Source organism: Streptomyces sp. NPDC002911 (assembly GCF_053591835.1).
Genome location: NZ_JBSFUO010000043.1, coordinates 1 through 26,996, shown reverse-complemented (window position 1 = coordinate 26,996; position 26,996 = coordinate 1). Strand labels below are relative to the sequence as shown.

General features: G+C 69.1%; 30 protein-coding genes and 2 pseudogenes. 19 read left to right on the top strand and 13 right to left on the bottom strand.

The features are described 5' to 3' along the window. The first annotated feature begins 1 nt into the window (after position 1). The 3 genes from ACWD04_RS31920 to ACWD04_RS31910 all read left to right on the top strand — a co-directional run bounded on the left by ACWD04_RS31920 (position 2) and on the right by ACWD04_RS31910 (position 2,903). Positions 2-1,234 carry a sensor histidine kinase gene (locus ACWD04_RS31920; protein WP_451137233.1) on the top strand — a complete coding sequence of 411 codons (1,233 nt, stop codon included), beginning with the start codon at positions 2-4 and terminating at the stop codon, positions 1,232-1,234. A gap of 403 nt (positions 1,235-1,637) precedes the next feature. After that, on the top strand, positions 1,638-1,934 hold the full coding sequence (locus ACWD04_RS31915) for a DUF4193 domain-containing protein (RefSeq protein ID WP_003965732.1): 297 nt from the start codon (positions 1,638-1,640) through the stop codon (positions 1,932-1,934). Between the two features lie 12 nt (positions 1,935-1,946). Next, entirely contained in the window at positions 1,947-2,903 is a 957-nt protein-coding gene (locus ACWD04_RS31910) for a hypothetical protein (protein WP_451137232.1), read from the top strand. 21 nt (positions 2,904-2,924) lie between these two features. Here ACWD04_RS31910 and ACWD04_RS31905 read toward each other — a convergent pair whose 3' ends face one another. Next, positions 2,925-3,380, bottom strand: coding sequence for a DUF3093 domain-containing protein (locus tag ACWD04_RS31905; protein WP_451137231.1), 456 nt, complete (start codon positions 3,378-3,380; stop codon positions 2,925-2,927). A gap of 58 nt (positions 3,381-3,438) precedes the next feature. Between ACWD04_RS31905 and ACWD04_RS31900 the strand changes: the two genes are divergently transcribed. The 7 genes from ACWD04_RS31900 (at position 3,439) to ACWD04_RS31870 (ending at position 10,216) form a co-directional block, all read left to right on the top strand. Then, positions 3,439-4,023, top strand: a complete 585-nt coding sequence (locus ACWD04_RS31900; protein WP_451137230.1) for a PaaI family thioesterase — start codon at positions 3,439-3,441, stop codon at positions 4,021-4,023. Then, positions 4,023-4,550 (top strand): dUTP diphosphatase, encoded by a 528-nt coding sequence (gene dut, locus ACWD04_RS31895; protein ID WP_451137229.1) that lies wholly within the window; start codon positions 4,023-4,025, stop codon positions 4,548-4,550. The genes ACWD04_RS31900 and dut overlap by 1 nt, the downstream gene beginning before the upstream one ends. Before the next feature lies 1 nt (position 4,551). Further along, positions 4,552-5,322, top strand: coding sequence for a DUF3710 domain-containing protein (locus ACWD04_RS31890; protein WP_451137228.1), 771 nt, complete (start codon positions 4,552-4,554; stop codon positions 5,320-5,322). A 326-nt stretch (positions 5,323-5,648) separates the two neighbouring features. Beyond that, positions 5,649-8,192, top strand: a complete 2,544-nt coding sequence (locus ACWD04_RS31885) for an ATP-binding protein (protein ID WP_451137227.1) — start codon at positions 5,649-5,651, stop codon at positions 8,190-8,192. Positions 8,193-8,247: 55 nt separating this feature from the next. Then, a complete protein-coding gene (locus ACWD04_RS31880) occupies positions 8,248-8,955 on the top strand; it encodes a response regulator (RefSeq protein ID WP_451137226.1) in 708 nt (235 codons plus the stop codon). 70 nt (positions 8,956-9,025) lie between these two features. Next, complete coding sequence (locus tag ACWD04_RS31875; protein WP_451137225.1) at positions 9,026-9,442, top strand: OB-fold nucleic acid binding domain-containing protein; 417 nt, start codon at positions 9,026-9,028, stop codon at positions 9,440-9,442. A 3-nt stretch (positions 9,443-9,445) separates the two neighbouring features. Continuing rightward, entirely contained in the window at positions 9,446-10,216 is a 771-nt protein-coding gene (locus ACWD04_RS31870; RefSeq protein ID WP_451137224.1) for a DUF3159 domain-containing protein, read from the top strand. Between the two features lie 87 nt (positions 10,217-10,303). Here the strand turns inward: ACWD04_RS31870 and ACWD04_RS31865 are convergent, their stop codons facing one another. Beyond that, a complete protein-coding gene (locus tag ACWD04_RS31865; RefSeq protein ID WP_359466019.1) occupies positions 10,304-10,981 on the bottom strand; it encodes a potassium channel family protein in 678 nt (225 codons plus the stop codon). After that, the gene (locus tag ACWD04_RS31860; RefSeq protein WP_451137223.1) at positions 10,981-11,649 is read right to left on the bottom strand and encodes a potassium channel family protein; all 669 of its coding nucleotides are present in this window, start codon (positions 11,647-11,649) and stop codon (positions 10,981-10,983) included. Before ACWD04_RS31860 ends, ACWD04_RS31865 begins: the two co-directional genes overlap by 1 nt. A 365-nt stretch (positions 11,650-12,014) precedes the next feature. Between ACWD04_RS31860 and ACWD04_RS31855 the strand changes: the two genes are divergently transcribed. Next, on the top strand, positions 12,015-14,066 hold the full coding sequence (locus tag ACWD04_RS31855) for an APC family permease (RefSeq protein WP_451137222.1): 2,052 nt from the start codon (positions 12,015-12,017) through the stop codon (positions 14,064-14,066). Between the two features lie 109 nt (positions 14,067-14,175). Continuing rightward, the gene (locus tag ACWD04_RS31850; RefSeq protein WP_451137221.1) at positions 14,176-15,549 is read left to right on the top strand and encodes a class I SAM-dependent RNA methyltransferase; all 1,374 of its coding nucleotides are present in this window, start codon (positions 14,176-14,178) and stop codon (positions 15,547-15,549) included. Positions 15,550-16,069: 520 nt separating this feature from the next. Here ACWD04_RS31850 and ACWD04_RS31845 read toward each other — a convergent pair. The 5 genes from ACWD04_RS31845 to ACWD04_RS31825 all read right to left on the bottom strand — a co-directional run bounded on the left by ACWD04_RS31845 (position 16,070) and on the right by ACWD04_RS31825 (position 18,992). Further along, positions 16,070-16,726 carry a contact-dependent growth inhibition system immunity protein gene (locus tag ACWD04_RS31845; RefSeq protein ID WP_451137220.1) on the bottom strand — a complete coding sequence of 219 codons (657 nt, stop codon included), beginning with the start codon at positions 16,724-16,726 and terminating at the stop codon, positions 16,070-16,072. A gap of 13 nt (positions 16,727-16,739) precedes the next feature. Continuing rightward, complete coding sequence (locus ACWD04_RS31840) at positions 16,740-17,039, bottom strand: RNase A-like domain-containing protein (protein ID WP_451137219.1); 300 nt, start codon at positions 17,037-17,039, stop codon at positions 16,740-16,742. Between the two features lie 58 nt (positions 17,040-17,097). Further along, complete coding sequence (locus ACWD04_RS31835; protein ID WP_451137218.1) at positions 17,098-17,658, bottom strand: hypothetical protein; 561 nt, start codon at positions 17,656-17,658, stop codon at positions 17,098-17,100. Between the two features lie 97 nt (positions 17,659-17,755). Further along, positions 17,756-18,325: a hypothetical protein gene (locus tag ACWD04_RS31830; RefSeq protein ID WP_451137217.1), complete on the bottom strand. Its 570-nt coding sequence runs from the start codon at positions 18,323-18,325 to the stop codon at positions 17,756-17,758. Positions 18,326-18,344: 19 nt separating this feature from the next. Continuing rightward, the gene (locus ACWD04_RS31825) at positions 18,345-18,992 is read right to left on the bottom strand and encodes an RNase A-like domain-containing protein (RefSeq protein ID WP_451137216.1); all 648 of its coding nucleotides are present in this window, start codon (positions 18,990-18,992) and stop codon (positions 18,345-18,347) included. On the opposite strand from ACWD04_RS31825, the gene ACWD04_RS31820 reads away from it, so the two are divergent. Together ACWD04_RS31820 and ACWD04_RS31815 are read left to right on the top strand one after the other, a co-directional pair. Further along, complete coding sequence (locus ACWD04_RS31820; protein ID WP_451137238.1) at positions 18,991-19,212, top strand: hypothetical protein; 222 nt, start codon at positions 18,991-18,993, stop codon at positions 19,210-19,212. The two genes, ACWD04_RS31825 and ACWD04_RS31820, sit on opposite strands and share 2 nt — an antisense overlap. Next, positions 19,191-19,328 carry a hypothetical protein gene (locus ACWD04_RS31815; RefSeq protein ID WP_451137215.1) on the top strand — a complete coding sequence of 46 codons (138 nt, stop codon included), beginning with the start codon at positions 19,191-19,193 and terminating at the stop codon, positions 19,326-19,328. The genes ACWD04_RS31820 and ACWD04_RS31815 overlap by 22 nt, the downstream gene beginning before the upstream one ends. 173 nt (positions 19,329-19,501) lie before the next feature. Here ACWD04_RS31815 and ACWD04_RS31810 read toward each other — a convergent pair whose 3' ends face one another. Then, positions 19,502-19,771: a YcaO-like family protein gene (locus ACWD04_RS31810; protein WP_451137214.1), complete on the bottom strand. Its 270-nt coding sequence runs from the start codon at positions 19,769-19,771 to the stop codon at positions 19,502-19,504. 56 nt (positions 19,772-19,827) lie between these two features. On the opposite strand from ACWD04_RS31810, the gene ACWD04_RS31805 reads away from it, so the two are divergent. The 5 genes from ACWD04_RS31805 to ACWD04_RS31785 all read left to right on the top strand — a co-directional run bounded on the left by ACWD04_RS31805 (position 19,828) and on the right by ACWD04_RS31785 (position 23,771). Further along, positions 19,828-20,364 (top strand): YcaO-like family protein, encoded by a 537-nt coding sequence (locus tag ACWD04_RS31805; protein WP_451137213.1) that lies wholly within the window; start codon positions 19,828-19,830, stop codon positions 20,362-20,364. Beyond that, positions 20,361-21,743 carry a TfuA-like protein gene (locus ACWD04_RS31800; RefSeq protein ID WP_451137212.1) on the top strand — a complete coding sequence of 461 codons (1,383 nt, stop codon included), beginning with the start codon at positions 20,361-20,363 and terminating at the stop codon, positions 21,741-21,743. Before ACWD04_RS31805 ends, ACWD04_RS31800 begins: the two co-directional genes overlap by 4 nt. A gap of 68 nt (positions 21,744-21,811) precedes the next feature. Further along, entirely contained in the window at positions 21,812-22,210 is a 399-nt protein-coding gene (locus ACWD04_RS31795) for a GntR family transcriptional regulator (protein WP_451137211.1), read from the top strand. Continuing rightward, the gene (locus ACWD04_RS31790; RefSeq protein WP_451137210.1) at positions 22,207-23,112 is read left to right on the top strand and encodes an ABC transporter ATP-binding protein; all 906 of its coding nucleotides are present in this window, start codon (positions 22,207-22,209) and stop codon (positions 23,110-23,112) included. Before ACWD04_RS31795 ends, ACWD04_RS31790 begins: the two co-directional genes overlap by 4 nt. Then, positions 23,109-23,771, top strand: a complete 663-nt coding sequence (locus ACWD04_RS31785) for a hypothetical protein (protein ID WP_451137209.1) — start codon at positions 23,109-23,111, stop codon at positions 23,769-23,771. Before ACWD04_RS31790 ends, ACWD04_RS31785 begins: the two co-directional genes overlap by 4 nt. Here ACWD04_RS31785 and ACWD04_RS31780 read toward each other — a convergent pair. The 4 genes and pseudogenes from ACWD04_RS31780 to ACWD04_RS31765 form a co-directional block, all read right to left on the bottom strand. Beyond that, the gene (locus ACWD04_RS31780) at positions 23,733-24,533 is read right to left on the bottom strand and encodes an AfsR/SARP family transcriptional regulator (RefSeq protein ID WP_451137208.1); all 801 of its coding nucleotides are present in this window, start codon (positions 24,531-24,533) and stop codon (positions 23,733-23,735) included. The two genes, ACWD04_RS31785 and ACWD04_RS31780, sit on opposite strands and share 39 nt — an antisense overlap. Further along, a pseudogene (locus ACWD04_RS31775) lies at positions 24,530-24,895 on the bottom strand (alkaline phosphatase family protein); the annotation flags it as partial. The pseudogene ACWD04_RS31775 and the gene ACWD04_RS31780, both read right to left, overlap by 4 nt. Before the next feature lie 74 nt (positions 24,896-24,969). Next, positions 24,970-25,179: pseudogene (locus ACWD04_RS31770) on the bottom strand (inositol-3-phosphate synthase); the annotation flags it as partial. A 433-nt stretch (positions 25,180-25,612) separates the two neighbouring features. Beyond that, a complete protein-coding gene (locus ACWD04_RS31765; protein WP_451137207.1) occupies positions 25,613-26,206 on the bottom strand; it encodes an NAD(P)-binding protein in 594 nt (197 codons plus the stop codon). Between the last annotated feature and the right edge of the window lie 790 nt (positions 26,207-26,996).

The following is a 26,996-nucleotide window of genomic DNA, read 5'->3' as shown; positions in this document are numbered from 1 at the left end:
GATGGCAGCCTCCCCGGCACCCCTGAAGGCGCCTCCGAAACCGACCTGGGAGCCCAAGGCGCAGGAGTCCCCGTATCCCTGGCTGCGCCCGACCATCCGGATACGGCTCACGCTGCTGTACGGCGGCATGTTTCTGATCGCGGGCATCCTCCTGCTCTCGATCATCTACATGCTGGCGGCGCAGGCCCTGAACGTGGGCAGTGACCTGCCGTTCCGGGTCGTGAACGGGCAGGTCACCAGCGAAGTGTGTGACCTGCCGACGAAGGCCAGCCCCGAAACCTTCAACGCGGCCATGAACGCCTGCGTCAACCAGCAGCGCCAGCATGCCCTCGACTCCCTGCTGAACAGGTCGCTGCTCGCCCTGGTCGGCCTCAGCGTCATCGCGTTCGCCTTCGGGTACGCCATGGCGGGCCGCGTCCTGTTCCCGCTGGGCCGGATCACCCGCACCGCACGCCGGGTGGTCGGTACCGACCTGACCCGGCGGATCGAGCTGGACGGCCCCGACGACGAGCTGAAGGAACTCGCGGACACCTTCGACGAGATGCTGGACCGGCTGGAGCGGGCCTTCACGGCCCAGCAGCGCTTCGTGGGCAACGCCTCGCACGAGCTCCGCACGCCCCTGGCGATCAACCGCACGCTGTTGGAGGTCCATCTCTCCGACCCCGAGGCCCCGCCGGAGCTCCACCAGCTGGGCAAGACGCTCCTGGCCACGAACGAGCGCAGTGAGCAGCTGGTCGAGGGGCTGCTGCTGCTCGCCCGCAGCGACAACCAGATCATCGAGCGAAAGCCCGTGGATCTGGCCGAGGTCGCCGACCGCGCCATCGACCAGACCAGGTCCGAGGCGGCGGCGAGGAGGGTCGAGGTCCGCGGTGAGCGCGCCCGGGCCGTCGTCCAGGGCAACGGGGTCCTGCTGGAGCGCATCGCGCTCAACCTCGTACAGAACGCCGTGCGCTACAACGTGCCGGAGGGCGGCTGGGTGGAGGTCACCACCGAGCTCCAGCACGGGCTGGCTCTCCTGACCGTCTCGAACACCGGGCCCGTGGTGCCCGCGTACGAGATCGACAACCTCTTCGAGCCGTTCAGGCGGCTGCGTACGGAGCGCACGGGCAGCGACAAGGGGGTAGGGCTGGGCCTGTCGATCGCGCGGTCCGTCGCGCGGGCCCACGGAGGCCGTATCATCGCGGAGCCTCGCGAGGGCGGTGGTCTCGTGATGCGCGTCACCCTGCCGGTCTGAGAGGCTTCAAGGTGTGAGGCCGCATTACATCCCTCTGTTCGCTTTGGGCGGAATTTCGAACCCGGTTCTCGTTCTGACCCTGTGTGATCGATCACAGAAGTGATTTTCGGTCCCTCTACTCTCCGTGAGCACATCTCTGCCCGAAAGCCTGGAAACGTCCGGGTTTCCGGGGTGCGGTATCACGGGAAGTACACGGGGTGGCGCCCGTGAACCGCAGCAATCGGACCGTGTACGGTCCCCTTCGCCACCCAAGCTGATCGCTCACGCGGGATCCGGTTGGGTGTCGATTGAGTAACAGACCTTGATGTGAGGCAAAATCTCCGCCTCAGGTCGGGCACAAGTCCGGCCTCTCACGCGTTACGTGCGCTGAGACACCGCAGACACCCATGAGGGGGAGAGCGACATGGCAACGGATTACGACACCCCACGCAAGACCGACGACGACGTGGACCAGGACAGCCTCGAAGAGCTCAAGGCTCGTCGGAGCGACAAGACGGCATCCGCCGTCGACGTCGACGAGTTCGACGCGGCTGAAGGACTGGAGCTGCCCGGCGCAGACCTGTCCAACGAAGAGCTGGCCGTGCGGGTTCTGCCCAAGCAGGCCGATGAGTTCACCTGCATGAGCTGCTTCCTCGTGCACCACCGCAGCCAGCTGGCGCGCGAGAAGAACGGCCAGCCCATCTGCCGCGACTGCGACTGAGGCCGGCCGTCCGTGGCAGGCGACACACCGTTCCGGAAGCGGCGCTTGCGGCGCACGAAGTCGTCGGAGGCACATCAGGGCGGCGCAGGCCCGGTAGAGGGCGCATGCCCCACCGCCGAGCACCAGGCCGCCCTGCCTGCCTCTCCCGGCAGACCTGACGACGAGCGGGGCCGTCCGGCCTCGCTCGAAGCGGCACGGGCGACGGGCTCGTCACCCGAGCCCGGGCAGGACGGACCAGCAGGGTCCCCGAAGGGCTCCGGCCGCCTTCACACACTGAAACGAGGCGTACGCAAGAGCCGGGAGAGTGCCACTGCCGCAGTCGGCCTCGTGGCCGACCGCATCATCGACGTGGCTCCGCGTGTCCCCGTGAGGGACCTCGCCACCCTGCGCGAACAGTTCCCGGGGCTCGGCCCCGAAGAGCTCGCCGACAAGCTGGTCGCGGGCGCTTGCAACGCCACCGCGACCGTCGGCGCGGGCATCGGGGCGGCGGCGATGATGCCCGTACCCCCCGCCATGCTCGCCGAGCTGGCAGCCGAGATCACCGGAGTCGCCGCCGTCGAGATGAAGCTCGTCGCCGAGCTCCACGAGGTCTACGGACAACGCCCGCCGGGCAACATCGGCCAGCGCAGCACCGCGTATCTGACGTCCTGGACCGAGGAACGCGGCATCGACGTCTCACGCCCCACCACGCTCAACGCGGCACTGGGCGGGCAGATGAAGCGCGAACTGCGTCAGCAGATCATGAAGCGCACCGTGCGCGACCTGCCGAACCTCATCCCGTTCATGGTCGGTGCCGTCGTCGGCGCGCTGATGAACCGACGGGACACCAGAAAGCTCGCCGACCGGGTCAGGAGCGACCTGCGGCGCCGGCAGATCCCCTGGGACCGCCTCCCGGAGCTGCCCCCGCTGGAACAGCCGGCGAAGCCCGCCGGGGAGCTCCCCGAAGGTCTGGACGACCCCGGCCGCTGACCTCGGAGGGCCGGATGACCCTCAGGCGGGTACGGGCGCGAGCGCCGCCACCAGGGCCTGCGGCTCCCGGGTCGACAGATAGACGTACGGCGTCGGATCGGCCGGGTCCGTGACCTTCACCCGCACCGCCGTCGGGATGTAGCTGCGCAGCAGCATGAACGCGCGGGGATCCGCCTTGTACGAGCGCCAGGCACGCGCCTCCTCCCCGTCCAGCACCTCGGCGTCGCCGAGCGCTTCCAGGGGGATCCGGGCATCGCCCGCGACGAGGGCGCCCGCCACGACCCGGATGCGCGCGGAGCCGTACGAGCTCACGCCCGCGCACGCCGCGGCGGTACCGGCGACCAGGCCGCCGAGCATGGGCAGGGCGCCGAGCGGCAGGAGCATCAACGCGCAGGCGACGCCGATCCCGAACGCGATGAGCCACCACGAACGGGGTGAGGTGAGGCGTTCGTCGAAGGGAGGTGCGGAAGGCTGCATGAAAGCAAGCTTGGCACGGCGCGTCCCGGAACCGGCCGCGCGGGTAAGGTCTGCGCCTGTGAGTGGAACATCTGCACGTCTGACACCCCCGGCCGGCGCGGTGAAGCCCGTCCGCCATCCCGACGCCCCCGCGCCCGGTGAGTTCCTCGGCTCCCACTACGAACACTGTTTCTGCTGTGGTGGCGGACAGGCCCACGGACTGCACCTCCGGGCGGCGGCCGGAGAGGGTGTGAGCGTCACCGCCGAATTCACCGTGAAGCCCGCCCATCAGGGCGCCCCGGGGCTGGCACACGGTGGTGTCCTGGCCACGGCGATCGACGAGACGCTCGGCGCGCTGAGCTGGATGCTGCGGGTCGTCGCGGTGACCGGACGGCTGGAGACCGACTACGTCCTGCCGGTGCCGGTGGGGACGGTGCTATTCCTGGAGGCGGAGGCCACCGCCGTCCACGGCCGGAAGATCTACTGCCGTGGCACGGGACGGACCGGCGGACCCGAGGGGCCCGTCGCGGTCCGTGCGGAAGCCCTCTTCGTCGAGGTCGAGGTGGACCACTTCGTCGAGAACGGACGGCCGGAGGAGGTCCAGGCGGCGATGTCCGACCCGGACCTGGTCAGGCGCGCCCGTGCCTTCGAGGTGAACCCCTGATGCGCCGCCCTGTCGACGTACTCATCCGCCGGACCGACCCCGACGTGCCGATTCCCGGCTACGGACACCCGGGCGACGCCGGTGCCGATCTGGTCACCACCGAGGCCGCCGAGCTCGCCCCGGGCGAACGGGCGGTGCTCCCCACCGGGGTGTCGATCGCGCTGCCCGACGGCTACGCCGCCTTCGTCCACCCCCGTTCGGGCCTCGCGGCCCGCTGCGGAGTGGCCCTCGTGAACGCCCCAGGGACGGTTGATGCCGGGTACCGTGGGGAGATCAAGGTCATCGTGGTCAATCTCGACCCACGCGAGACCGTGAGATTCGAACGGTTCGACCGGATTGCCCAACTGGTCGTCCAGCAGGTCGAGAAGGTGCGCTTCCACGAGGTGGCGGAGCTCCCCGGCTCGGCGCGGGCCGAGGGGGGCTTCGGATCCACCGGCGGTCACGCCGCGGTGGACGGCGTCACGGGCGGTAACACCCAAGGTGGGAACAGCTACGCTTCGGTCGTATCCGACCGGGAAGGACGTTGACGTGTTCGGACGTCGCAAGAACAGTGGTTCCGCCAAGGACACGGCGGACGAGACGCGCGAGGCCGAGCAGGTCGCCGACGAGCTCGACGACACCGGGGCCGCGAGCGGCTCGCGCCGCACGAACCTTCCGCCGGCCCCCCGCCCCGACGGGCCGTGGGACATCTCCGAGGTCTCCCAGCCCGGTGAGGGCCGGGTGGACCTGGGCGGCATCTTCGTGCCCGGGGTCGAGGGCATGGAGCTCCGGGTGGAGGTCGCCGGGGACGCGATCGTCGCGGCCACCGTCGTGCTGCGCGACAGCGCGGTCCAGCTGCAGGCCTTCGCCGCCCCCAAGAAGGAGGGCATCTGGGGTGAGGTGCGCGAGGAGATCGCCTCGGGCATCACCCAGCAGGGCGGGGTCATCGACGAGGTCGAGGGCCCGCTGGGCTGGGAACTGCGCGCCCAGGTCCCCGTACAGCTCCCTGACGGGAAGAACGGCGTACAGATGGTGCGCTTCATCGGCGTCGACGGGCCGCGCTGGTTCCTGCGCGGAGTGATCTCCGGCCAGGGCGCGGTGCAGCCGGAGGCCGCCGGGCTGCTGGAGACGATCTTCCGGGACACCGTCGTCGTCCGTGGCGACGGCCCGATGGCTCCGCGAGACCCGATCGTCCTCAAGCTTCCCAACGACGCCCAGATGGTGCCCGAGGGTGTGCAGCAGGAGGACCAGGACAGTTCCAAGTTCTCCGGAGGAATGGGCCAGCTCCAGCGCGGCCCCGAGATCACCGAAGTGCGCTGACCGCACCCAGCTCGTTCCGGCCGGTGGGCCGTGTCCCGGGGAGGGGGCGCGGCCCACTTTCCACAGCCCGCCGGGGCCTCAGCGCCGGCGGCTGCCGGGGGAGCGGTACGCAGGGTGGCGGCTCGTACGCGACCATGCCCAGCATGGTCGAGCAGGTGGAGCCACGGCCGTCCGGACGTGCGGCCGTGGACACCGGCCCCGCATCAGAATCCCGTCAATACGAACCCGGCGCCCGGCCCTGACCCCGTGTACCGGGAATTCTCGGGGTAGCTTCGACACCGGCTCCCCGTATCTGCGGCAGCCGGTTCAGAGAAGACGATGGGGCCATGGCGCGCGGCAAGCTTCGGATCTACCTGGGTGCGGCACCCGGCGTCGGCAAGACGTACGCGATGCTGGCCGAGGCCCACCGCCGGGTGGAGCGGGGCACGGACTGTGTCGTCGCGTTCGTGGAGCACCACGGCCGGCCGCGCACCGAGGTGTTGCTGCAGGGCCTGGAGCAGATCCGCCGCCGCGACATCGAATACCGCTCGGCCGTCCTCGCGGAGATGGACGTGGACGCCGTCCTGGAACGGGCGCCGGCTGTCGCGCTCGTGGACGAACTCGCCCACACCAACGTGCCCGGCTCCCGCAACGCCAAGCGCTGGCAAGACGTCGAAGAACTCCTCAAGGCCGGCATCGACGTGGTGTCCACCGTCAACATCCAGCACCTGGAGTCCCTCGGCGACGTCGTGGAGTCGATAACCGGCGTGCGGCAGCAGGAGACGATTCCTGACGAGGTCGCCCGGCGGGCCGACCAGGTCGAGCTCGTCGACATGTCGCCCCAGGCGCTGCGCCGACGCATGGCCCACGGCAACATCTACCAGTCCGACAGGGTCGACGCGGCGCTGTCCAACTACTTCCGCCCCGGCAACCTCACCGCCCTGCGCGAGCTGGCACTCCTCTGGGTCGCCGACCGGGTCGACGAGTACCTCCAGCAGTACCGCGGCGAACATGACATCAGCGCCCCCTGGCAGGCCCGCGAGCGCATCGTCGTCGGACTGACCGGCGGCCCCGAGGGCCGCACGCTCATCCGCCGCGCCTCCCGGATGGCCGCCAAGGGGTCCGGCAGCGAGATCCTCGCGGTGTACATCGCGCGCAGCGACGGACTGACCTCCGCCTCGCCCAAGGAACTCGCGGTCCAGCGCACCCTCGTCGAGGACCTCGGGGGTACCTTCCACCACGTCATCGGCGACGACATACCCTCGGCGCTCCTCGCGTTCGCCCGGGGTGTCAACGCCACCCAGATCGTCCTCGGCTCCAGCCGCCGCAAGGCCTGGCAGTACATCTACGGCCCCGGGGTCGGCGCCACGGTCGCCCGCGAGTCGGGCCCCGACCTCGACGTCCACATCGTCACGCACGAAGAGGTCGCCAAGGGGCGCGGGCTGCCCATCGCGCGCGGGGTCAGGCTCAGCCGCACCCGGATCATCTCCGGGTGGTTGGCCGGCGTCGGCGGGCCGGCCGTCCTGAGCGTGCTCCTGCACGGTCTGGAGAACGGGCCGGGACTCGCCAACGACGTCCTGCTCTTCCTCTTTTTGACCGTCACCGCCGCGCTGCTCGGGGGACTGGCCCCCGCCCTCGCCTCGGCGGCTGCGGGCTCCCTGCTCCTGAACTACTGGTTCACCCCGCCCACCCACACCCTGACCGTGCAGGATCCGGAGAACTTCGTCGCCATCGTGATCTTCTTCGCGGTGGCGGTCGCGGTCGCGTCGGTGGTCGACCTGGCGGCCCGGCGCACCCACCAGGCGGCCCGGCTGCGCGCCGAGTCGGAGATCCTCTCCGCCCTCGCCAGCAGCGTCCTGCGCGGGGAGACGGCCCTGGACGCCCTGCTGGACCGGGTCCGCGAGACCTTCGCCATGGAATCCGTCGCCCTCCTGGAGCGCCGGAGCGATGTCGACCCCTGGACCTGCGCCGGCTCCGTCGGACCCGCACCGGTGGCCCGGCCCGAAGACGCAGACGTGGACATGCCCGTCGGCGACCACATGGCGCTGGCGCTCTCAGGCCGCGTGCTGCCCGCCGAGGACCGCCGGGTCCTCGGGGCGTTCGCCGCGCAGGCCGCCGTCGTGCTCGACCGGCAGCGTCTGGTGGGGGAGGCGGAGGCGGCCAGGCGGCTGGCCGAGGGCAACCGGATCAGGACCGCGCTGCTCGCCGCCGTCAGCCACGATCTGCGTACCCCTCTGGCGGCCATCAAGGCCGCCGTGAGCTCCCTGCGCTCCGACGACGTCGCCTGGTCCGACGCGGACGAGGCGGAGCTCCTCGCGGCGATCGAGGACGGCGCCGACCGGCTGGACCACCTGGTCGGCAATCTGCTCGACATGTCGCGCCTGACGACGGGCACGGTCACCCCCCTGATCCGCGAGATCGACCTCGACGAGGTCGTCCCGATGGCGCTCGGCGGCGTGCCGGAGGGCAGCGTCGACCTGGACATCCCCGAGACGCTGCCGATGGTCGCCGTGGACCCGGGGCTGCTGGAGCGGGCCGTCGCCAACATCGTCGAGAACGCAGTCAAGTACAGCCCCGGCCGGGAACGCGTCGCCGTCGCCGCCAGCTCCCTGGGCGAACGCGTCGAACTACGGGTGGTTGACCGCGGCCGTGGGGTCCCCGACGAGGCCAAGGAACGCATATTCGAACCGTTCCAGCGGTACGGTGACGCTCCACGTGGCGCAGGAGTCGGCCTCGGTCTCGCCGTCGCCCGCGGTTTCGTGGAGTCCATGGGCGGCACGCTGGACGCCGAGGACACCCCCGGAGGGGGGCTCACCATGGTCCTCACCCTCTCCGCGGCGCCCGGACAGGTCCGGGCCGGCCCCGTACCGCCCGCGCACCTCACCTCATGAGATTCCCGGGGCGCATCCCCGCCCCGTACACGTATTCCGGAAAGGCAGGTCCGCGATGACCCGGGTGCTCGTGGTCGACGACGAGCCGCAGATCGTACGCGCGCTCGTGATCAACCTGAAGGCGCGCAGGTACGAGGTGGACGCGGCACCCGACGGGGCGACCGCCCTGCAGCTCGCGGCCGCGCGCCACCCCGACGTCGTCGTCCTCGACCTCGGGCTGCCGGACATGGACGGCGTCGAGGTGATCAGGGGCCTGCGTGGCTGGACCAGGGTGCCGATCCTCGTGCTCTCGGCCCGTCACACCTCCGACGAGAAGGTCGAGGCCCTGGACGCCGGGGCCGACGACTACGTCACCAAGCCGTTCGGCATGGACGAGCTGCTGGCCCGGCTGCGCGCCGCGGTGCGCCGGACGGAACCGGTCGGCCAGGACGGCGTCGACGACCTGGTGATCGTCGAGACCGAGGGGTTCACCGTCGACCTGGCGGCGAAGAAGGTCCACCGTGAGGGCCGCGACGTACGGCTCACTCCCACCGAGTGGCACCTGCTGGAGGTCCTCGTCCGCAACGCGGGGCGGCTCGTCAGCCAGAAGCAGCTGCTCCAGGAGGTCTGGGGGCCCTCGTACGGCACCGAGACCAACTACCTGCGGGTCTACATGGCGCAGCTGCGCCGCAAGCTGGAGACGGATCCCTCGCACCCCAGACACTTCGTCACCGAGCCGGGCATGGGCTACCGCTTCGAGCGGGGACGACCCGTTCCGGAGTGACCGAGGTCGCTCGTTCAGGTGACACCCGTGCGGGCCAGCCCTTACCACAGGAGACCGGTACCCTTCGGGTATGAGCGCTGTTCCCCGATCCGAGAAGTCCGGCAGGGCCTCGCGGCCGTCCGGCCGCTTCCGCCGCATGCTCGACAGGCTGTCCAGCTCCCAGGAGGACCTCGATTCCGAGGAGCTGCAGGAGGACACGCACGCTTCGGGCTGCACGCGCATCTCCGAGTGCTCGGACCGCCAGATCGTCAAGGTCACTGGTACCTTGCGGACCGTCACCCTGCGCCCGCGGGCCGGAGTGCCCGCTCTCGAGGCGGAGCTCTTCGACGGAACCGCACCGCTCGACGTGGTCTGGCTGGGCCGGCGTTCCATCGTCGGCATCGAGCCGGGCCGCAAGCTCATCGCGTCGGGCCGCGTGGCCATGAGCCACGGGCGCCGGGTGCTGTTCAATCCCACATACGAACTCCGACCGCTCGGCAAGGAGTAGCCGGTGACGTCTCTCGACAAGCCGACGTCCGAAACGGACCAGCCCCACAGCACCGACCAGCAGGACGCCGACGCGAAGGCGGTCACGGAAGCGGCGCTCTTCGAGGCCTTCGGCGGCGTGCGGGGCATGGTGGAGACAGTCCTGCCCGGACTGCTCTTCGTCACGATCTTCACCATCAACAAGGACCTGAAGGCCTCGGCCGTCGCCGCCCTGGTGGTCTCCCTGTCCCTCGTCGCCGTACGGCTCGTCCGCAAGGACACCGTCAAGCACGCCTTCAGCGGCGTCTTCGGCGTGGGCTTCGGCGTGGTCTTCGCGATGATGACGGGCAACGCCAAGGACTTCTACCTGCCGGGCATGATCTACACGCTCGGACTGGCCCTCGCGTACCTCGGCACGACCGTCGCAGGGGTGCCGCTGATCGGACTGATCCTCGGCCCGGTCTTCAAGGAGAACCTCTCCTGGCGCACCAGGAACCCCGGGCGCAAGAAGGCCTACGCCAAGGCGAGCTACGCGTGGGGGCTGATCCTCCTCGCCAAGTGCGCGATCCTCTTCCCGCTGTACTGGTGGGCGGACACCACGCAGCTCGGCTGGGTGCTGGTCGCGCTCAAGATCCCGCCGTTCCTGCTCGCGGTGTACCTGACCTGGGTCTTTCTCGCCAAGGCGCCGCCGCCCATCGACGTGTTCGCGGAGATGGAGGCGCAGGAGGAGGCCGAGAAGGCCCGCAAGGCCGCACAGAGCGCCCGGGCCGCCGAGGCCCGCGACTACGACGTCTGAGTCATTCGCCTTCGGCGTACGCAACGCGAGGGGCCCCGGACCTGTCATCTGTCATCGGTCCGGGGCCCCTCACGTACGTACGGTTGCTCAGTCCTCGGCGGGCTCGCGGCGGACCGACAGCAGGTCCTCCAGCTGCTCCTCGCGCGCCTGGGCGGCCACGAACAGCAGCTCGTCACCGGCCTCCAGGGTCTCCTCGGGGCTGGGCGTCAGCACACGCGTGCCACGGATGATCGTGACGAGCGAGGTGTCCTCGGGCCACGCCACCTCGCTCACCCGGGTGCCGGCCATCGCCGACTCCGGGGGCAGCGTCAGCTCGACCAGGTTGGCGTCGCCGTGGCTGAAGCGCAGCAGTCGGACGAGATCGCCGACGCTCACCGCCTCCTCGACCAGGGCGGACATCAGACGCGGCGTGGAGACCGCGACATCGACCCCCCAGGACTCGTTGAACAGCCACTCGTTCTTCGGGTTGTTCACCCGGGCGACGACCCTCGGGACGCCGTACTCCGTCTTCGCGAGCAGCGAGACGACCAGATTGACCTTGTCGTCGCCCGTCGCGGCGATCACGACGTTGCACCGCTGGAGCGCCGCCTCGTCGAGCGACGTGATCTCACAGGCGTCCGCGAGCAGCCACTCGGCCATCGGGACCCGCTCCACCGAGATGGCGGTCGGCGCCTTGTCGATCAGCAGCACCTCGTGTCCGTTCTCCAGGAGCTCGGCCGCGATGGAACGGCCCACCGCACCGGCCCCGGCAATCGCGACGCGCATCAGTGACCGCCCTCCTCGGGACCTTCGGCGAAGGCCTCCTCCACCTTCGCGATCTCGTCCGTACGCATCATCACGTGGACGAGGTCGCCCTCCTGCAGAACCGTCTGCGACGTAGGCAGCATGGCCTCGCCCAATCGTGTGACGAAGGCGACGCGGACGCCCGTCTCCTCCTGCAGGGTGCTGATCTTGTGCCCGATCCAGGACGGCGTGGTGTGCACCTCGGCGAGCTGCACACCGCCGCTCGGATCGCGCCACAGCGGCTCCGCGCCCGACGGAAGCAGCCGGCGCAGCATCTGGTCGGCCGTCCAGCGGACCGTGGCGACGGTGGGGATCCCCAGCCGCTGGTAGACCTCGGCACGCCGCGGGTCGTAGATGCGCGCCGCGACGTTCTCGATGCCGAACATCTCGCGGGCCACCCGGGCGGCGATGATGTTGGAGTTGTCGCCGCTGCTGACGGCCGCGAACGCTCCGGCCTCCTCGATCCCGGCCTCACGCAGGGTGTCCTGGTCGAAGCCGACCCCGCTGACCCGCCGTCCGCCGAATCCGGAACCGAGGCGACGGAACGCCGTGGGGTCCTGATCGATCACGGCGACTGTGTGCCCCTGCTGCTCCAGGGTCTGCGCGAGAGCGGCTCCGACGCGCCCGCAGCCCATGATGACGATGTGCACCTCGCGCCTACCTCGCCGTCCTGGTCGTCCGGATGACCTGCGAAAACACCCTGCTCACACTTCTCTCTCAGCTTGCGGGGCAAACCATGGGCAACCGCCTTCGGCGTGGCCCGTGGATGAGCTTATGCGGCGGCGTGTGCACCGCCTCATCCGGGCGACACCCGCACCCCTTCGTCCGAGTGTGCGTACCCCGTGGGCCGATGAGCAAAAGGGAGTGGCCAGGGCCAGGCCCACCCCTCCCCGCAAAAATATAGTTAAGGATTTCATGGACTTTTCCGGGGAGGGCGGGTAATCCTGGAGGTTTTCCGGGTGCCGAGGGGGTGGTGCCTCGGCGGCGTGTCCCGGCAGCGCTTACGATCCTCACCGTGTCCAAATTGACCGACGTGCCCAAACGGATCCTGATCGGCCGGGCGCTGCGCAGCGACAAGCTGGGGGAAACGCTCCTCCCCAAACGCATCGCGCTCCCCGTCTTCGCATCCGACCCGCTGTCCTCTGTTGCGTACGCACCCGGAGAAGTCCTTCTCGTGCTGTCCATCGCGGGCGTGTCGGCGTACCACTTCAGTCCGTGGATCGCGGTCGCGGTCGTAGTCCTGATGTTCACCGTCGTCGCCTCGTACCGGCAGAACGTGCGCGCGTACCCGAGCGGCGGCGGCGACTACGAGGTCGCCAACACCAACCTCGGCCCGAAAGCCGGTCTGACCGTCGCCAGCGCGCTCCTCGTCGACTACGTCCTCACCGTCGCCGTGTCGATCTCCTCCGGTGTGGAGAACCTCGGCTCCGCGATCCCCTTCGTCATCGAGCACAAGACGCTCTGCGCCATCGGGGCCATCGTGCTGCTGACGCTGATGAACCTGCGCGGCGTCAAGGAGTCCGGCAAGCTCTTCGCCATCCCGACCTATCTGTTCGTGGCCGGGGTCTACCTCATGATCCTCTGGGGCGCGTTCCGGGGGCTGATCCTCGGCGAGACCATGCACGCCCCCACGTCGGACTACGAGATCAAGCCCGAGCACCAGGGGCTCGCCGGATTCGCCCTCGTCTTCCTGCTCCTGCGCGCCTTCTCCTCCGGCTGTGCGGCCCTCACGGGCGTCGAGGCGATCAGCAACGGTGTCCCCGCCTTCCGCAAGCCGAAGAGCAAGAACGCCGCGACCACACTCGCGGCCATGGGCCTGCTGGCCGTCACCATGTTCTGCGGCATCATCGGCCTCGCCATGGCCACCGACGTGAAGATGGCCGAGAACCCGGCGAAGGACCTGATCCACGACGGTGTCGCCGTCGGCGCGGGCTTCGTCCAGGACCCGGTCATCTCCCAGGTCGCCGCGGCGGTCTTCGGCGACGGCACGATCCTCTTCGTGTTCCTGGCGGCGGCCACCGCCCTCGTACTCTTCCTCGCCGCGAACACCGCGTACAACGGCTTCCCGCTGCTCGGCTCGATCCTCGCCCAGGACCGCTACCTGCCCCGCCAGCTGCACACCCGCGGCGACCGGCTGGCCTTCTCCAACGGCATCGTGCTGCTGGCCGGGGCCGCGATCCTGCTCGTCTGGATCTACGGAGCCGACTCGACGCGGCTCATCCAGCTCTACATCGTCGGCGTCTTCGTCTCCTTCACGCTCAGCCAGACGGGCATGGTGCGGCACTGGAACCGCCATCTGCGTACCGAGAAGGATCCGGCGCAGCGCCGGCGCATGATCCGCTCCCGGGCGATCAACACCTTCGGCGCGTTCTTCACCGGTCTGGTCCTGGTCGTCGTGCTGGCCACCAAGTTCACCCACGGCGCCTGGGTCGCGCTGCTCGGCATGGTGATCTTCTTCGCCACGATGACCGCCATCCGCAAGCACTACGACCGGGTCGCGGAGGAGATCGCCGCGCCGGAGACCCGGCCCGACGACAGCATCCGGCCTTCCCGCGTCCACTCGATCGTCCTGGTCTCCAAGCTTCACCGGCCCACGCTGCGCGCCCTCGCGTACGCGAAACTGGTGCGCTCGGACCACCTGGAGGCGCTGTCCATCAGCGTCGACCCGGACGAGACGAAGGCCCTCAGGGACGACTGGGAGCGGCGGGGCATCGACATCCCGCTGAAGATCCTCGACTCGCCCTACCGTGAGGTCACCCGTCCCGTCATCGAGTACGTGAAGGGCCTGCGCAAGGACCGGCCGCGTGACGTAGTCAGCGTCTACATCCCTGAATACGTGGTCGGCCACTGGTACGAGCACCTGCTGCACAACCAGAGCGCGCTGCGGCTGAAGGGCAGGCTCCTCTTCACCCCGGGCGTGATGGTGACCTCGGTGCCGTACCAGCTGGAGTCCTCCGAGGCCGCGAAGGTGCGGGCCAGGAAGCGGGCCGACTGGCACGCTCCGGGCGCGGTCCGCCGCGGGCCCGTCGAACGGCGCCATCACAAGGAACCGAGCCACAAGGGCTGACTCCGAGCTCCGCCTGTGGTAAGCGGCCGGCTCCCGTCCACGTAGACTGGTGGGCTGTTGTCCGGCCGTTCGCCGTTTCCTTTTTCCTGACCTCTGGAGCCACCCCCTCATGCAGAACGAATCCACCTCGTCGCAGGCCGGGGAGTCGCAGGCCAGGGAGTCGCAGGCCGGGGAGTCGCTGATCGGTCGGGAGTACGAGGTCGAGGTCGGCCCCGTCGCCCACGGCGGCCACTGCATCGCCCGCACGTCCGAGGGCCAGGTGCTCTTCGTACGCCACACCCTCCCCGGCGAGAAGGTCGTGGCCCGGGTCACCGAGGGTGCGAGCGACTCGCGCTTCCTGCGCGCCGACGCGGTCACGATCATCGAGGCGTCCAAGGACCGGGTCGAGGCACCCTGCCCGTACGCCGGGCCCGGTAAGTGCGGCGGCTGCGACTGGCAGCACGCCAAGCCCGGAGCCCAGCGCCGGCTCAAGGGCGAAGTGATCGCCGAGCAGCTCCAGCGCCTCGCGGGTCTCACACCCGAAGAGGCGGGCTGGGACGGCACGGTCATGCCGGCCGAAGGTGACAAGCTCCCGCCGGGCGAGGTCCCGGCCTGGCGCACCCGCGTCCAGTACGCCGTCGACGCGGACGGCCTGGTCGGACTGCGCAAGCACCGCTCGCACGAGGTCCAGCCGATCGATCACTGCCTGATCGCCGCCCCCGGCGTCTCCGAGCTCGGCATCGAGAAGCAGGACTGGCCGCAGATGGCGACGGTGGAGGCCATCTCCGCCACGGGCTCCCACGACCGCCAGGTCATCCTGACTCCACGTGAGGGCGGCCGGCTCCCGCTCGTCGAGCTGGACAAGCCGGTCTCCGTACTCCGCGTCGACGAGAAGGACGGTGGAGTCCACCGGGTCCACGGCCGCGCCTTCGTGCGCGAGCGTGCCGACGACCGTACGTACCGTGTCGGCTCCGGCGGCTTCTGGCAGGTGCACCCGCAGGCTGCCGACACGCTGGTCCGCGCGGTCATGCAGGGCCTGCTGCCCCGCAAGAACGACATGGCGCTCGACCTCTACTGCGGCGTCGGCCTGTTCGCCGGTGCCATCGGCCAGCGCATCGGCGAGAAGGGCGCGGTGCTGGGCATCGAATCCGGCAAGCGCGCGGTCGAGGACGCCCGGCACAACCTGAAGGACCTGGACCGGGTCCGCATCGAACACGGCAAGGTCGACCAGGTTCTGCCCCACACGGGCATCACCGAATGCGACCTGATCGTCCTGGACCCGCCGCGCGCGGGCGCGGGCAAGGCCACGGTCAAGCACCTGGCGGGCCTGGGCGCACGCCGTATCGCGTACGTGGCCTGCGACCCGGCGGCGCTGGCGCGGGACATCGCGTACTTCCGGGACGGGGGGTACAGGGTGCGGACTCTGCGGGCGTTCGACCTGTTCCCGATGACGTCGCATGTGGAGTGCGTGGCGATTTTGGAGCCCGCCACAAAGGGGCCCTGACCTGCAGTTTCCCGGGGTTCTCAGGCATGGCCGAATGCGCTCGACGTGTTTCCCCCCGGACACGACGTGGAGTGCGCGGCCTTCCAGGCAGACTGTTCTGACCTGCGGTTTCGATCAAGAAGAAGTCTGCGGCGGCCTTCGTCGGGAACGGTGCGTGACGGGCTCGACGCTCATCTGACGCTCGTCCTGATGTTGCGTCAGGGGAGCCTCGAACCCACGGCGCAGTACGGGCCGTCCCCTCTTTTATGGAGGAGAGGTTTCTTGGCCGCCGCGAGCCATCTGGCCGCCCGGGCGGCCAGATGGCTCCCGGCGGCCTGGCCCCGGTCGGTGCGGTCAGGGCGCTGAGATACATCCGCCTTCGGACTGCGGATCGTCTGCGTCTCCTCCGGGTCGCGCTGTTGAGGCCCACCGGCCGGTCGGACCTTCAGGGGGGTCTCGCGAGGGCTCGGCCCTGCGATGCTGTCTACGTTCGTGCCGTCTTGCGGCTGTGGAGCGCTCGTCCCTCGACCGCCCAGCCGAATCAGACGCCGGGCAGCGTTGCCGCCAGCGACTGGAACCAGGCGCCGTGGGAGAACGGCTCCGGCGGGCCCACCTCCATGCCGAGTTCGGCGGCGGCCAGGGCATAGTCCCCCTCGTCGAGGGGAAGGGCGAGCAACTCGTGCAGTTCTCCCACGAGGCGGGCGACCAACTGCGGATTGCTGGTGCCGGCGTAGTCGGCGACCGCTGCGTCGTGGTCGGGGAACTCGTCGACGATGTCCTGGGAGAACCAGCCGCCCAGCAGCTGCGCGGTCTCCGGGAAACGTGCGTGCCACTCCCAGTGCGTCTGCGGGGCCGATGGCTCCGGGACGTCGCCCTCCTCGATGCTTCTCTTCAGGTGGTCGGCCAGCACCATCAGCCAGTCGCCGATGTCCGACTGGGGCTTACCTGTGTCCGGGATCGCATAGAACTCGCCCAGTTCCTGCCGGATGCGGCCCGGAGGATTCCGGCTGTACTCGCGCAGCTGGCGCTCCGCTTCCGCGATGGCCGAGGGGCGGGTGTACCAGGTGTGACGGAGATACGCGTCCAGGGCGCGACTGCGCCGCTCCGGGGTGTCGTCGGCCGGCTGCCCCAGGTACGCGCGCATCACCTGGTCCAGCTCGCCGTACCGCCGGTCGTGTTCGAGGGGCTTCATGGACATGTGCGTGTGACCCCTACAGGTAGAACGGGACGGTCGTGTGGACGACAAAGCCGAGCGGACTCGTCGGATCACGGCGCAGCACCACGCGCGCCGCGCGCACGTCGACGGGACCGCGCCCGGCCAGCAGGTCGCCCTCCAGCTGGACCCTGCCCACGGGCTCCTCACGGGACGGCCAGGCGGCCTCGAGGGTGAGGCGGACCCGGGTGTTCTGGGCGAGCCAGCGGTGGACGGCCTGTTCGTTGGCGGTCACCACCTGCTGGGTGGCCCACTGGGCGGTCTCCCGGTCGGGATAGGAGGCGGAACGGGTCAGCACGGGGGCATCCTCTCAAATTGCCTCGTCAGGAGCCGGACTCCTACGGGTGGCAGGCGGTTCAGTAGTCGGCGAAGTTCCAGAACATGCCTACCTCGGTGTCCGAGACGACGATCAGGCCGTAGTCCTCCGAGTACACGCTCAGCGGGCTGTACGCCCAGCCCGACGATGTGAAGTCGAGCGTGCCGCTCACGTGACCGGGCTTGCTGACGTTGGTGTGGAAACCGGCGGAGTCCCCGAAGCGCGTGAGGACCGTGCGTGCCATCACCCGGAGCCCCGCCTCGCTTTCGGCGAAGCAACTCAGGTTGGACAGTGTGCAGTCGTCGTCCGTAAGGGCGAGGAGCAGGTCCTCGGCACTGTCCCGATCGATCTCCTGGAGACGTCTCGCGATGTACTCCGGCGGGTGGGCGACGAAGGGATACGTGAGGGACGCCTCACGCTCCTGGTTCTGAGCCGCGTCATCGAGACCGGTCCAGCCGCGGGGGTCCGGGGCCCGTGCCATCAGAGCAAGAACGTCGAGGACCCAGTACTCGTGGCGACGCGGGCCCGTGGCGTCGTACGGGTACGCGTCCTCGTACAAGTGGCGTACCGCGGCTTCCCAGGACGTCTGGTCGACGGACATGTGGTGCTGGCCTTTCTCGGCAGGGGTGCCAGAGTGTTTCCCGGTCGGGACACCTCCCGCATCCCGTCAGCGTGGTCGCCGGCCCGTGTGCGTGTTCTCAGTTCGCGTTGAACGACCAGAAGATCCCGACCTCGTCCGAGTTCACGGCAATCAGCCCTAGATCCATCACATAGTCGGTGAAGGCCCTGCCGCCGACGAGGTCATCGGCGAGGAAGTCCGGCGAGACGGAGACCCGGGCCAGCTCCGAGGAGGTACGGAAGACGGCGTCGGTACCGAACCGGCTGAGCACCATCCGGGCGTCGGCCAGCACATCGTCACGGTCGACGCGCATCCGGACAGGGCGTCTCTCGAAGAACCACTCCTGAGTCAGAGAAGCAAGCAGCTCAGCGGCGGCGGAGGCCGTGACGGGATACGTCCACTCGTGTACCTGCTCGGCCGTGAGCGGAAGAAACGGAAAGGAAGGGCGCACGTTCTCACGCCCCTCCTTGTCGATCTGCCACTCAAGTGTCCGCCAGCCTCGCGGGTCGGTGGCCGACCGGTCCATGACGGCCAGGACGTCCCGCCCCCAGTCGTCGTCCCGTCGGGGCCCGGTCATCGCGAAGGTGTACACGTCGTCGAGGAGCCGTTCCAGCGTGGTGTCCCAGACAGTGCGGTCGATGGGGGTCATTCGGCTTCCGGTCGATCGGTCACGGGGCGGGCATGGACGTAAGGATGATATAAGGCGGATCGAGTCTGGAATCGTACTTCAGGATCGTATTCACGTTCTTCACGTCGATCGCCTGCGCGTTGAGTCCATGGTCCTTATACCCGGTCCCCGGGATGGTATTGCCCGACCCGTCCGGAACGGGCGTGGGTTGCTTGGACACATACCGGCCGCTGACCTCGCCGTTGGGGGCCGGGCTCGTGAAAGCCTGGGTCTTCCCCTCCGCAGGATTGGTGGCCAGCCATGCGTCGATCTGGGGCTGCTTCGTCCGCAGGTTGTGTTCCGTCAGCCGCTGCGCGGCGGCCATGTTGTCGAAGGACGACGAACCGCCGATCGTTGGTTTGCGTTGCTCGGGCCAGTTGTTGTTGTCGTCGGCCTGGTCGCGCAAGCGTTGAGCGAGTTGCTCGTCGGTCTTGCCGACGTGCTTTTCCAGAGTGTGGCCGCCCCCCAGGTACTCGTTGCTCGCAAGGTCGAAGGTGTGATTGCCGGTGGAGCCCGCTTCGGTCCACCGTTGCTCATGTTTGAACTCGTCCAGGGCCCGGGTGCCGAAGCCATGGGCACGGGCGACACCGGCTTCGAATTTGGGGGCGCTTCGGTATGCCTCGTCAAGGGGGCCCTTCAGTGCATCCATGCGGGTGGTCAAGCCCTCCCCCGGGCCGCAGCCGCCCCGATACGGCCTCGCCGGTGTTCGCGAGGAAACACAGCAGCGGGTGGAAGCCGAAGCCGCCCTTGTAGGTGGGTGCGACGTCAAGCCGAGCGACCTCTGGTCGGTCTCCGGTCGAGTCGCCGCGCAGCAGGACTTCCTGGTCCGGGGTGCCAAGATCCAGCTGTGGCACAGGGAGTTCAGATAGTGCTGCTGGGGGAACGGGTGGACGTCGGCCACCCTCCCGACCCGGAACACGTTCTTGCACAGTGGCTGGAGGACATCCCGGACAATTTCGGGTATGCCCTCCATCAGGCCGCGTAGGATGTCGTCGCCGCCGTCGTCGTCCCCCCACTTGATATCGGGTACCGAGTCGAAGTTCGGGGGCTTGTCGATGACCGCGGGCCGCGGACGCTGTTCGGCCGTCTTCCCCGGCTTGGGGTGGGCCGCCACATCTGCCCTGGTGTAGGCGTTGGCCGTCTCGGTGAATCCGACCGCTACGCCGCCGACGCTGAGGCGTGGGAACCCGGGGCGTGCCCGGACCTGAGTTGGCGGTCTGCCCCCACTGGTAGCCGTGCCGCTGTTGCCCCCAAACGCTCGATGGTTTCCAGGAGCGCGGCGTGAACGGCTTCGGCCATGTTGTTGCCGGAGGCCAGTCCGCTGGAGGTGATCTGGAAGAATGGAGGTCGTGGATTCGGCTCGTCCGGTTGCCCAGAAGGTCCGCATAGCGGCTTCCCAGTCCGCCTGCTGCGGGTTGGTGATGGCACCCACGGCCTGAGTGAGTTGGTCTGCCCCCAACGACGCGGTGATGGATAATGCGAACGTGGGAGTGCTGATCTTTGACTGCACGGTGGACACCCGCGTGCCCGTCTACATGGCCGACGTCTTCGACCACGAGCGCCTGGTCGACGGCGTGTACCGGGGATACGGAGCCCATCTCGACCCCGAGATCGCGCTCACCCGGGCGCTCACCGAAGCCGTCCAGGCTCGGACGGTGCACATCGCGGGGTCGCGGGACGACATCTTCCGCAACCGCGACCTCCGTACGCGCGCGCACGCCGACATGGAGTACGAGCGCATCCGGGCCATGGCCGACGGTCCGCCGCCGGTCGTGGCTCCCCCTCCCGGACCGTCCCGGGCCACCGCCACGTTCGAGGGGGACATCTGTCTCATGCTGGAGCGGCTTCAAGCCGTGGGAACCGAGCGCGTGATCATCGTCGATCTGAGCCGCCCCGGCTCGCCCATTTCCGTGGTGAAGGCCGTTGTCCCGGGACTCGAGGGGTACCGCATGGAGAACTACGCGCCCGGCAGGCGCGCCCGCCGGTTCGCCCGCGCCGCTGTGGACGGTGGGGCCATATGACAGCCGTGGTCTTCCTTGGTCCTTCGCTGCCACTGGAAGAGGCCCGGGCGCTGCTGCCTGAAGCAGTCTTCCTGCCGCCGGCCCGGCAGGCGGATGTCGCGACGGCTCTCACCCTCCATGACCCGGACGTGATCGCGCTCGTCGACGGTGAGTTCCACCAGGCCCGTTCGGTCTGGCACAAGGAGATCCTCGTCGCGCTGGAGCGTGGCATCAGGGTGTACGGCTCGTCGAGCATGGGGGCGCTGCGCGCCGCCGAACTGGCCCCCTTCGGGATGCTCGGCAGGGGCGAGGTGTTCACGCTGTACGCCTCCGGCGAGCTCTTGGACGACGACGAGGTCGCGCTGACGTACGCGTACGAGGACGGGCTGTACATCAAGCTGTCGGAACCCATGGTCAACATCAGGGCGACCGCGCGCGCGGCGCTGACGGACGAGGTGATCACCGAGCAGACGGCACGCACGACCCTGGAAATCGCCAAGGGATTCCACTACCGCGAGCGGTCCAGGCCCCGCGTAATCGAGGCCCTGCGCGAACGGGACGCGGAGCAGGCCAGCCGGCTCGACTCGTACTGGCGGGAGCGGCCCGTCGACGTCAAGGCGGCCGACGCGCGTGCCGTGCTGGCGGAGATCGCGCGCTCGCCACAGGCCGGCGCCCTGCCGCGGGACGCCCCCCGCCTGGTCGTCGCGCCCACCGCGGGGCTCGACACGTTGTACAACCGTGAACGCGAGGTCGAGTTCGACGGGGTGCGCATCGCACTGTCGGACATCGCGGACCACGTCCAGCTGCACCACCCCAGGGCCGGCCGTCTGACCGGCGAGGCGATGAACAGGGCCGCGGCCCTCGCCTTGGCCGAGTTGCTGCACCTGAGCCCGTCGGAGAGGGAGACGGACGAGGAGGTCGCCCGATGGCGGGTCCGCCACGGCTGTGAGGACGACACCCTGTTCGAGGACTGGCTGCGCCGCAACCACGTCAAGGGCGACGAGTTCCGGACGCTGGCCCGGGAGGCCGCGCAGTGCCGTGCGCTGCACCGCTGGTTGCTGTACGCGCACCACACCGAGCGGAATGCCAACTTCGTCCTGGACCAGCTACGTTGGAGCGACGAGTTCGAAAGCTGGGGCCGTTCCGCCGCCGTGGGTGCCGAGGCCGCCCGGCAGTCGGGGATCGACGAGGCAGCCGTCGCGGCGGCGCTCAGTCCGGATCAACTGCGCGAGGAACACGAGGCGTGGGCGGGGCAGGCCGGCGAGGGCAGCTTCGAAGAATGGGCCGAGGAGGCCGGCTTCCACTCCACGCGGGAGCTGACCCTCGCGCTGGCCCGCGCCAGGAGCATGAGGATCGGCATGATCCGGGCCGTCCGGCGCGGCTCCGCGGAGGAGGTGTGATCCGGCGTTGCGGGACGGGGATGCCTTCCACTACCTTCTACTAAGGCATTAGTGGTTTAGGAGAAGTCGTGCTGGAGTTGCATCTCGACCGGCGATCCGGTCTGCCCACCTACCTCCAGCTGACCCAGCAGATCGAACAGGCACTGAGGCTGGGGATGCTGGTTCCCGGCGATCAGCTGCCGACCGCCAGGGAAGTCGTGAGCCGGCTCGCGATCAACCCGAACACCGTGCACAAGGCTTACCGCGAGTTGGAACGGGCGGGCCTGGTCGAAGCCCGCCCCGGCAAGGGGACTTTCGTGCTGAGAGGGCTCGGAAACTCCCCCGCGGACGTCAGCCCGGCGTTGCGGGCCGATCTCGATCGGTGGATGGACGACGCCATCGCCAGCGGATTGCGGGCTGACGGCCTCCGTGCGCTGTTCGACACCGCGCTGCGGGCGAAGGTGGGCCTAGTGGAAGGAATGACGTGACAGACGCACTGGCAGCAGAGGGACTGGGGAAGCGCTACAAGCGCGGATGGGCCTTACGTGACGTATCGTTCACCGTTCCCACCGGCTGCATCGTCGGCCTGGTAGGACCCAACGGTGCGGGCAAGAGCACACTGCTCCACCTTGCGGCCGGTCTGCTCTCCCCGAGCACCGGAAGCATCCGGGTCCTGGGCACCGAACCGGCCGAACGCCAGGAAGGGCTCGCGCGCGTGGCCTTCCTCGGGCAGGACAAGCCGCTCTACCCGGGGTTCACCGTCGAGGAAGTGCTGCGTCTGGGGGAGCGGCTCAACCCCGTCTGGGATGACAGTCTGGCGAGGGAACGGCTCAACGCCCTGGGGATTCCCCTCCACGCCCGCATCAAGCAGCTCTCGGGCGGCCAGCGGACCCAGGTCGCGCTCGGTGTGGCCCTCGGCAAGCGGGCCGACCTCCTCCTGCTGGACGAGCCGATGGCGGACCTCGACCCGCTGGCCCGGCACCAGGTGATGGAGTTCTTGATGGTGGCGGTCGCCGAGGCCGGGATGACCGTCATCATGTCCTCACACGTGCTCGCCGAACTGGAGGACGTCTGCGACCACCTGCTGCTGATGGCCGGTGGCTCCATCCGGCTCAGCGGTGGGATCGAGAGCATCCTGGCCGCGCACGCCGTCCTGACCGGCCCGCTTGATTCCGCGGCGGGACTGGCCGGCCAGACCCACGAGGTCATCCGCACCTCCACGAGCGAACGCGGTGTCTCCTCCCTGGTCCGCCTGTCGTCCGCGGTCGACGGCACGGGACTCTCGGTACGCACACCACGGCTCGAGGAACTGGTCCTCGGCTACATGCGGCTCGATGACGGAAACGGGAGCACCGGCACGCCGGCCGGTAGCAAGGAGGACGTGCGATGACCTGGCTGGCCTGGCGCATTCAGCGCCCCGTCGCCTTCGCTCTGATCGTTCTGCTGGCGTTCTACGCCGGAATGGCGGCGCTGGAGCAGAGCACGTATCCGAGTATGTCCGGTGTGACCACCGGTCTGTCGCAGTACTTCCCCCTCTTCCTCGGCCTCTTCGTCGGTGCGCCCGCGGTGGCCCGCGAGTACGAGCTGGGCACCCACCGGCTGGTGTGGACGCAGACCATCACGCGACGCCACTGGTTCGCGACCCGAGCCGCCATGGCGGCGGGCCTCACGGTGGCCGGGGTCGCGCTGCTGAGCGTGGTCCTGGCATGGGCGACCCGGCAGCCCGAGGGCTGGAGCCGCATGACCGTGGACCCCATGACCTCCGGATACTTCGACTCCCACGGAGTGACGCCCTACACCGTCGCTTTGTTCCTGGTCGCCCTGGGCTTCACCACGGGCGCGTTGCTGCAGCGGACCCTGCCCACCATGGGTGTGGTCCTGGTCGCCTGGGTCGCCGTCACCGCGGGCGGGCCGGCCCTGCGGGACCAGATCCAGGACACCGGGGTCATCGACGGCTACTGGCCTTGGCAGTTCGCCTACGGCGGTGCGCTGCTCGTCCTGGCGGCGGTGCTAACAGCGGTGGGACTGCAACGTGTCACCCGTCGCTGAACAGCCCACCACGACATCCGGGAGCCGGCCCTCCAGAATGGCCTGGTACGTCTCTCTGAGTTCGGTTCCCGGATCGATCCCCCAGCGTGTGCTGAGCGCGATCCGGCCCTCGTGGTACAGGTCGAGGGCCTCCGTCTGGCGGGCACAGAGGAAGAGAGCCGCCATCAGAAGGGAGCGCATCCGCTCACGGCCGGGGTGCTCCGAGACCGCGTCGGTGAGTCCGGCGATCACCTCGTCGCAATCGCCGAGGGACAGTCCGACCGATGCCCTGTTCTCCAGGGTGGCAAGCCGTGCCGTGACCAGGGCCGGCGCTTCGGCCTCGGCCAGCCAGGACGTAGTGTTCCCCAGGACCGGCCCCGTCCACTGCTCCAGCGCCGTGCCGAAGGCGCCGTACGCGCCCGGGCGGTCTCCTGCGGCGAGCAGGCGCGCACCGAGCTCCGTGTGTTCTACGAAGGCATCGTGGTCCAGGACCGCGGAGACCGTCTTCAGCTGGTAAGCGTGATGCAAGCGGGTTATCTTTACGCCGCTTCCCAGGGAGCGCCGCAGCCTCGACACGTAGGTGTAGAGCTGCGCGGACTGCGTTCTCGGGGGAGTCGAGCCCCAGAGCAGCTCACTGAGCCGCCGGTCACTCACGGTCCGCCCGGGCGCGAGAAGCAGGGCGGCCAGGACGGTCCTGGGTTTGGCCCCGCCCAACTCGACGTCAGCGCCGTTCAGTTCGGCTTCGACAGGTCCCAATACGCGTAATGCGAGAGGGCTGGTCACCAGTTCTCCTCGTCCGGACAGGACCCCAGACCTGCCAGCCGCAGCACGCCCTTGACCTCGGTGGCTGCGAGGGCGGTGCGTCTCTGGCCGGGCGCGGAGCAGAGGAACAGTGGGCCGTCCTCGGGGGACGCCGGCAGCCTGCCGTGGCTGCCGCGCACCCGCGACGGGTCCAGGGAGACGACCTGCAGGGAGTACCGCAGGCCCAGCTTCTTGCGGGCCAGAGCCATGGCCGCACGTGCTTTCACCGGCGGATCGCGATGGTCGAAGTGCAGTTCGGCGGGGTAGTACCCCGGCTTCCGGTGGATGTCGACGGCTCGGGCGAAGTCCGGCGCCCGGGAGTCGTCCAGCCAGTAGTAGTAGGTGCCAGGGTCTCGCCGGTCTTGCCGTCGCTGCCGGTGAACGGGACGGCGCGTAGCCGGGCCAGTTCTGCCAGGGCCGGCAGGCGGGCTCCCGTGGAAGGAGTGAAGTCCACGTAGGCACACCCCGCTTCGAACGCCGCGTAGGTGTAGAGCGAGCTGGCGGGCAGCAGCGCGCCGCCATCCGGTACGGAGGGCTTCCGCAGTGCCTTCCGCAGGGCGGCCAGCGACGCGTGGGTGGGGTTCGGGCGTACCGGTGGTTCTGTTGAGGAGAGGTTGACGACGACCACGGTGTCGAGGTTGTTCCGTTTCACGGAACTCGACGAGATCGGCGGTCAGTCCGCGGATCACAGCGGCCGTGTCACCGGACGTGCCGTCCGTGCCCGGGCGGATGCGCGCGTTCGCCGCCTCCAGGTCGTCCACGATCAGGGAGGGCAGACCGGCCGGCAGCACTCCATCGGCGACCAGCTGTTCGGCGCGCTTGAACAGGTCAGGTCCGGCGATGACGTGTCCACCGCACAGGAGCTCGTCGAAGTCCGGCGACGGAACCCCGCCGAACGGTTCGAGGGTGGTGACACAGCCGACGGGAGCGTGTGCGCCCCCGCGGACGGCGGCCAGCCCGGCGGTGACGGTGGTGGACACGGACCCCCGTGCGCCGATCATCCACAGGCCGGTGTTCATGAGGTTCTCCTTCATCTGGAACAGAAAGCTCGGGGAAACCTGTCACGAACGGGCCGCAAGGACCTCCGTCGCGGTGGCAGCATCGCGAAGTGCTTCCGTGACGTCGTACGCGTGGATCCAGGAGACGTCTTCGACCATCCGTCCCAGCGCGGCATTGGTCGAGCCGTCCTGCCCCGCATCGACCGCCTGTGGCACCGATGACAGCCGGAGGGTCCCGCTGCCGCGCGAGCCGGTCTGAACGCTGCGGGTGTGCGGGCGGCGGATCTCCTCGTACCGGCGCAACGCTGCCGCCACGGCTGCCTCGTCGCGGGCGGAGGGGCCCGTGCCCGTCGCCCCGTATTCCTCTTCCCAGTCCTGCCCCATGGGTCGACGCACGAGGGTCTCGCCATTCTTCCAGTGCCTGACCTCCAGGGCCGGCGGGCGCACAGCGACCTCTTCCAGGGCGTCCCTCAGTCCCCAGCTTCGAGATAACCGGGAGCCGTTGGGGCCCAGGTGTAACCCCGTTCCTGTTTCGCGGAACTCTTTTGTCTGTTCATAGACCGTCACCTGGCAGCCCACTCTACTGAGGGAGATAGCCGCGGCCAATCCGCCTATCCCCGCACCGACTATGGCGACACTCAGTGCATGCTGAACCATTAGGTTCCCCCGTGAACATGGTTGGGTGGTTCCGGTTACTGGTTTGGAATGAGGATTCGCCTCCGAACCCAGTCGGCATACAGGCCGAGTGTGGCTTCCAGGGGCGGCGAGAAGAGCGTCCATGGCGTGAACGCCGCGGGGAAGGGGCGGATGTGCTGTTTGGTACTCCCCAGAGAGGTTCGGTCAAGTCAGGGCAAAGGAGCGCCGAGGCTTCTCCGTTGTCTTGATTGGCGAAAGAGTGGGAGGCCGAAATTCAGAGTGTGTGCGGCGCTTGCTGCGCACCGAACGAACGGAGGGTCGACCCGGCCCGTCGCCGGGTGGACGGAGCCACGTGATAGCCCGGATTCAAACGGGACGGACGTGGGAATACCATTGGAGTGACTGGGCGGGTGTCAGCACTGCGATCACTACATGCCTTTCGTCGAACCCATGGGTGTGGCGGTGGTGACTGGTGTGATCGTACGTCCGGAAAGTGTCATTCCGGGGGACGGTTTTCGGTCCTCCCGATGTTCTCGCTTCCCCGGCAGCGCTTGGCCGTCCGGTTGCCGAGCCCGTGATCCCTGTGCAGCGCCAGATCGCCTGCCTCGTGACGTGCCTGAAGTGCATCAGCCATACTGCGTTTCTTCGCAGCGGTAAGTGTTGGGGGCGCTGGCCGGGTTGTGACTGAAGCCTTGCGTATCCTGCGGGAACGGCCGCTACTGAACTTGAATGTGTGATGTCGGCTTGATCGTGTCAGCTGGTCAGGGTCAGGCCGGTTCCTATGAGGCAGCCGTCGATGAGGTGTGGTCGG

Bases quoted from the DNA above. Each gene is read 5' to 3' on its own strand.
- ACWD04_RS31920 (WP_451137233.1), top strand. From the start codon at position 2: ATGGCAGCCTCCCCGGCACCCCTGAAGGCGCCTCCGAAACCGACCTGG.
- ACWD04_RS31915 (WP_003965732.1), top strand. From the start codon at position 1,638: ATGGCAACGGATTACGACACCCCACGCAAGACCGACGACGACGTGGAC.
- ACWD04_RS31905 (WP_451137231.1), bottom strand. From the start codon at position 3,380: ATGCAGCCTTCCGCACCTCCCTTCGACGAACGCCTCACCTCACCCCGT.
- dut (WP_451137229.1), top strand. From the start codon at position 4,023: ATGCGCCGCCCTGTCGACGTACTCATCCGCCGGACCGACCCCGACGTG.
- ACWD04_RS31885 (WP_451137227.1), top strand. From the start codon at position 5,649: ATGGCGCGCGGCAAGCTTCGGATCTACCTGGGTGCGGCACCCGGCGTC.
- ACWD04_RS31880 (WP_451137226.1), top strand. From the start codon at position 8,248: ATGACCCGGGTGCTCGTGGTCGACGACGAGCCGCAGATCGTACGCGCG.
- ACWD04_RS31875 (WP_451137225.1), top strand. From the start codon at position 9,026: ATGAGCGCTGTTCCCCGATCCGAGAAGTCCGGCAGGGCCTCGCGGCCG.
- ACWD04_RS31865 (WP_359466019.1), bottom strand. From the start codon at position 10,981: ATGCGCGTCGCGATTGCCGGGGCCGGTGCGGTGGGCCGTTCCATCGCG.
- ACWD04_RS31850 (WP_451137221.1), top strand. From the start codon at position 14,176: ATGCAGAACGAATCCACCTCGTCGCAGGCCGGGGAGTCGCAGGCCAGG.
- ACWD04_RS31845 (WP_451137220.1), bottom strand. From the start codon at position 16,726: ATGTCCATGAAGCCCCTCGAACACGACCGGCGGTACGGCGAGCTGGAC.
- ACWD04_RS31835 (WP_451137218.1), bottom strand. From the start codon at position 17,658: ATGTCCGTCGACCAGACGTCCTGGGAAGCCGCGGTACGCCACTTGTAC.
- ACWD04_RS31830 (WP_451137217.1), bottom strand. From the start codon at position 18,325: ATGACCCCCATCGACCGCACTGTCTGGGACACCACGCTGGAACGGCTC.
- ACWD04_RS31820 (WP_451137238.1), top strand. From the start codon at position 18,991: ATGCGGGTGGTCAAGCCCTCCCCCGGGCCGCAGCCGCCCCGATACGGC.
- ACWD04_RS31825 (WP_451137216.1), bottom strand. From the start codon at position 18,992: ATGGATGCACTGAAGGGCCCCCTTGACGAGGCATACCGAAGCGCCCCC.
- ACWD04_RS31800 (WP_451137212.1), top strand. From the start codon at position 20,361: ATGACAGCCGTGGTCTTCCTTGGTCCTTCGCTGCCACTGGAAGAGGCC.
- ACWD04_RS31785 (WP_451137209.1), top strand. From the start codon at position 23,109: ATGACCTGGCTGGCCTGGCGCATTCAGCGCCCCGTCGCCTTCGCTCTG.
- ACWD04_RS31765 (WP_451137207.1), bottom strand. From the start codon at position 26,206: ATGGTTCAGCATGCACTGAGTGTCGCCATAGTCGGTGCGGGGATAGGC.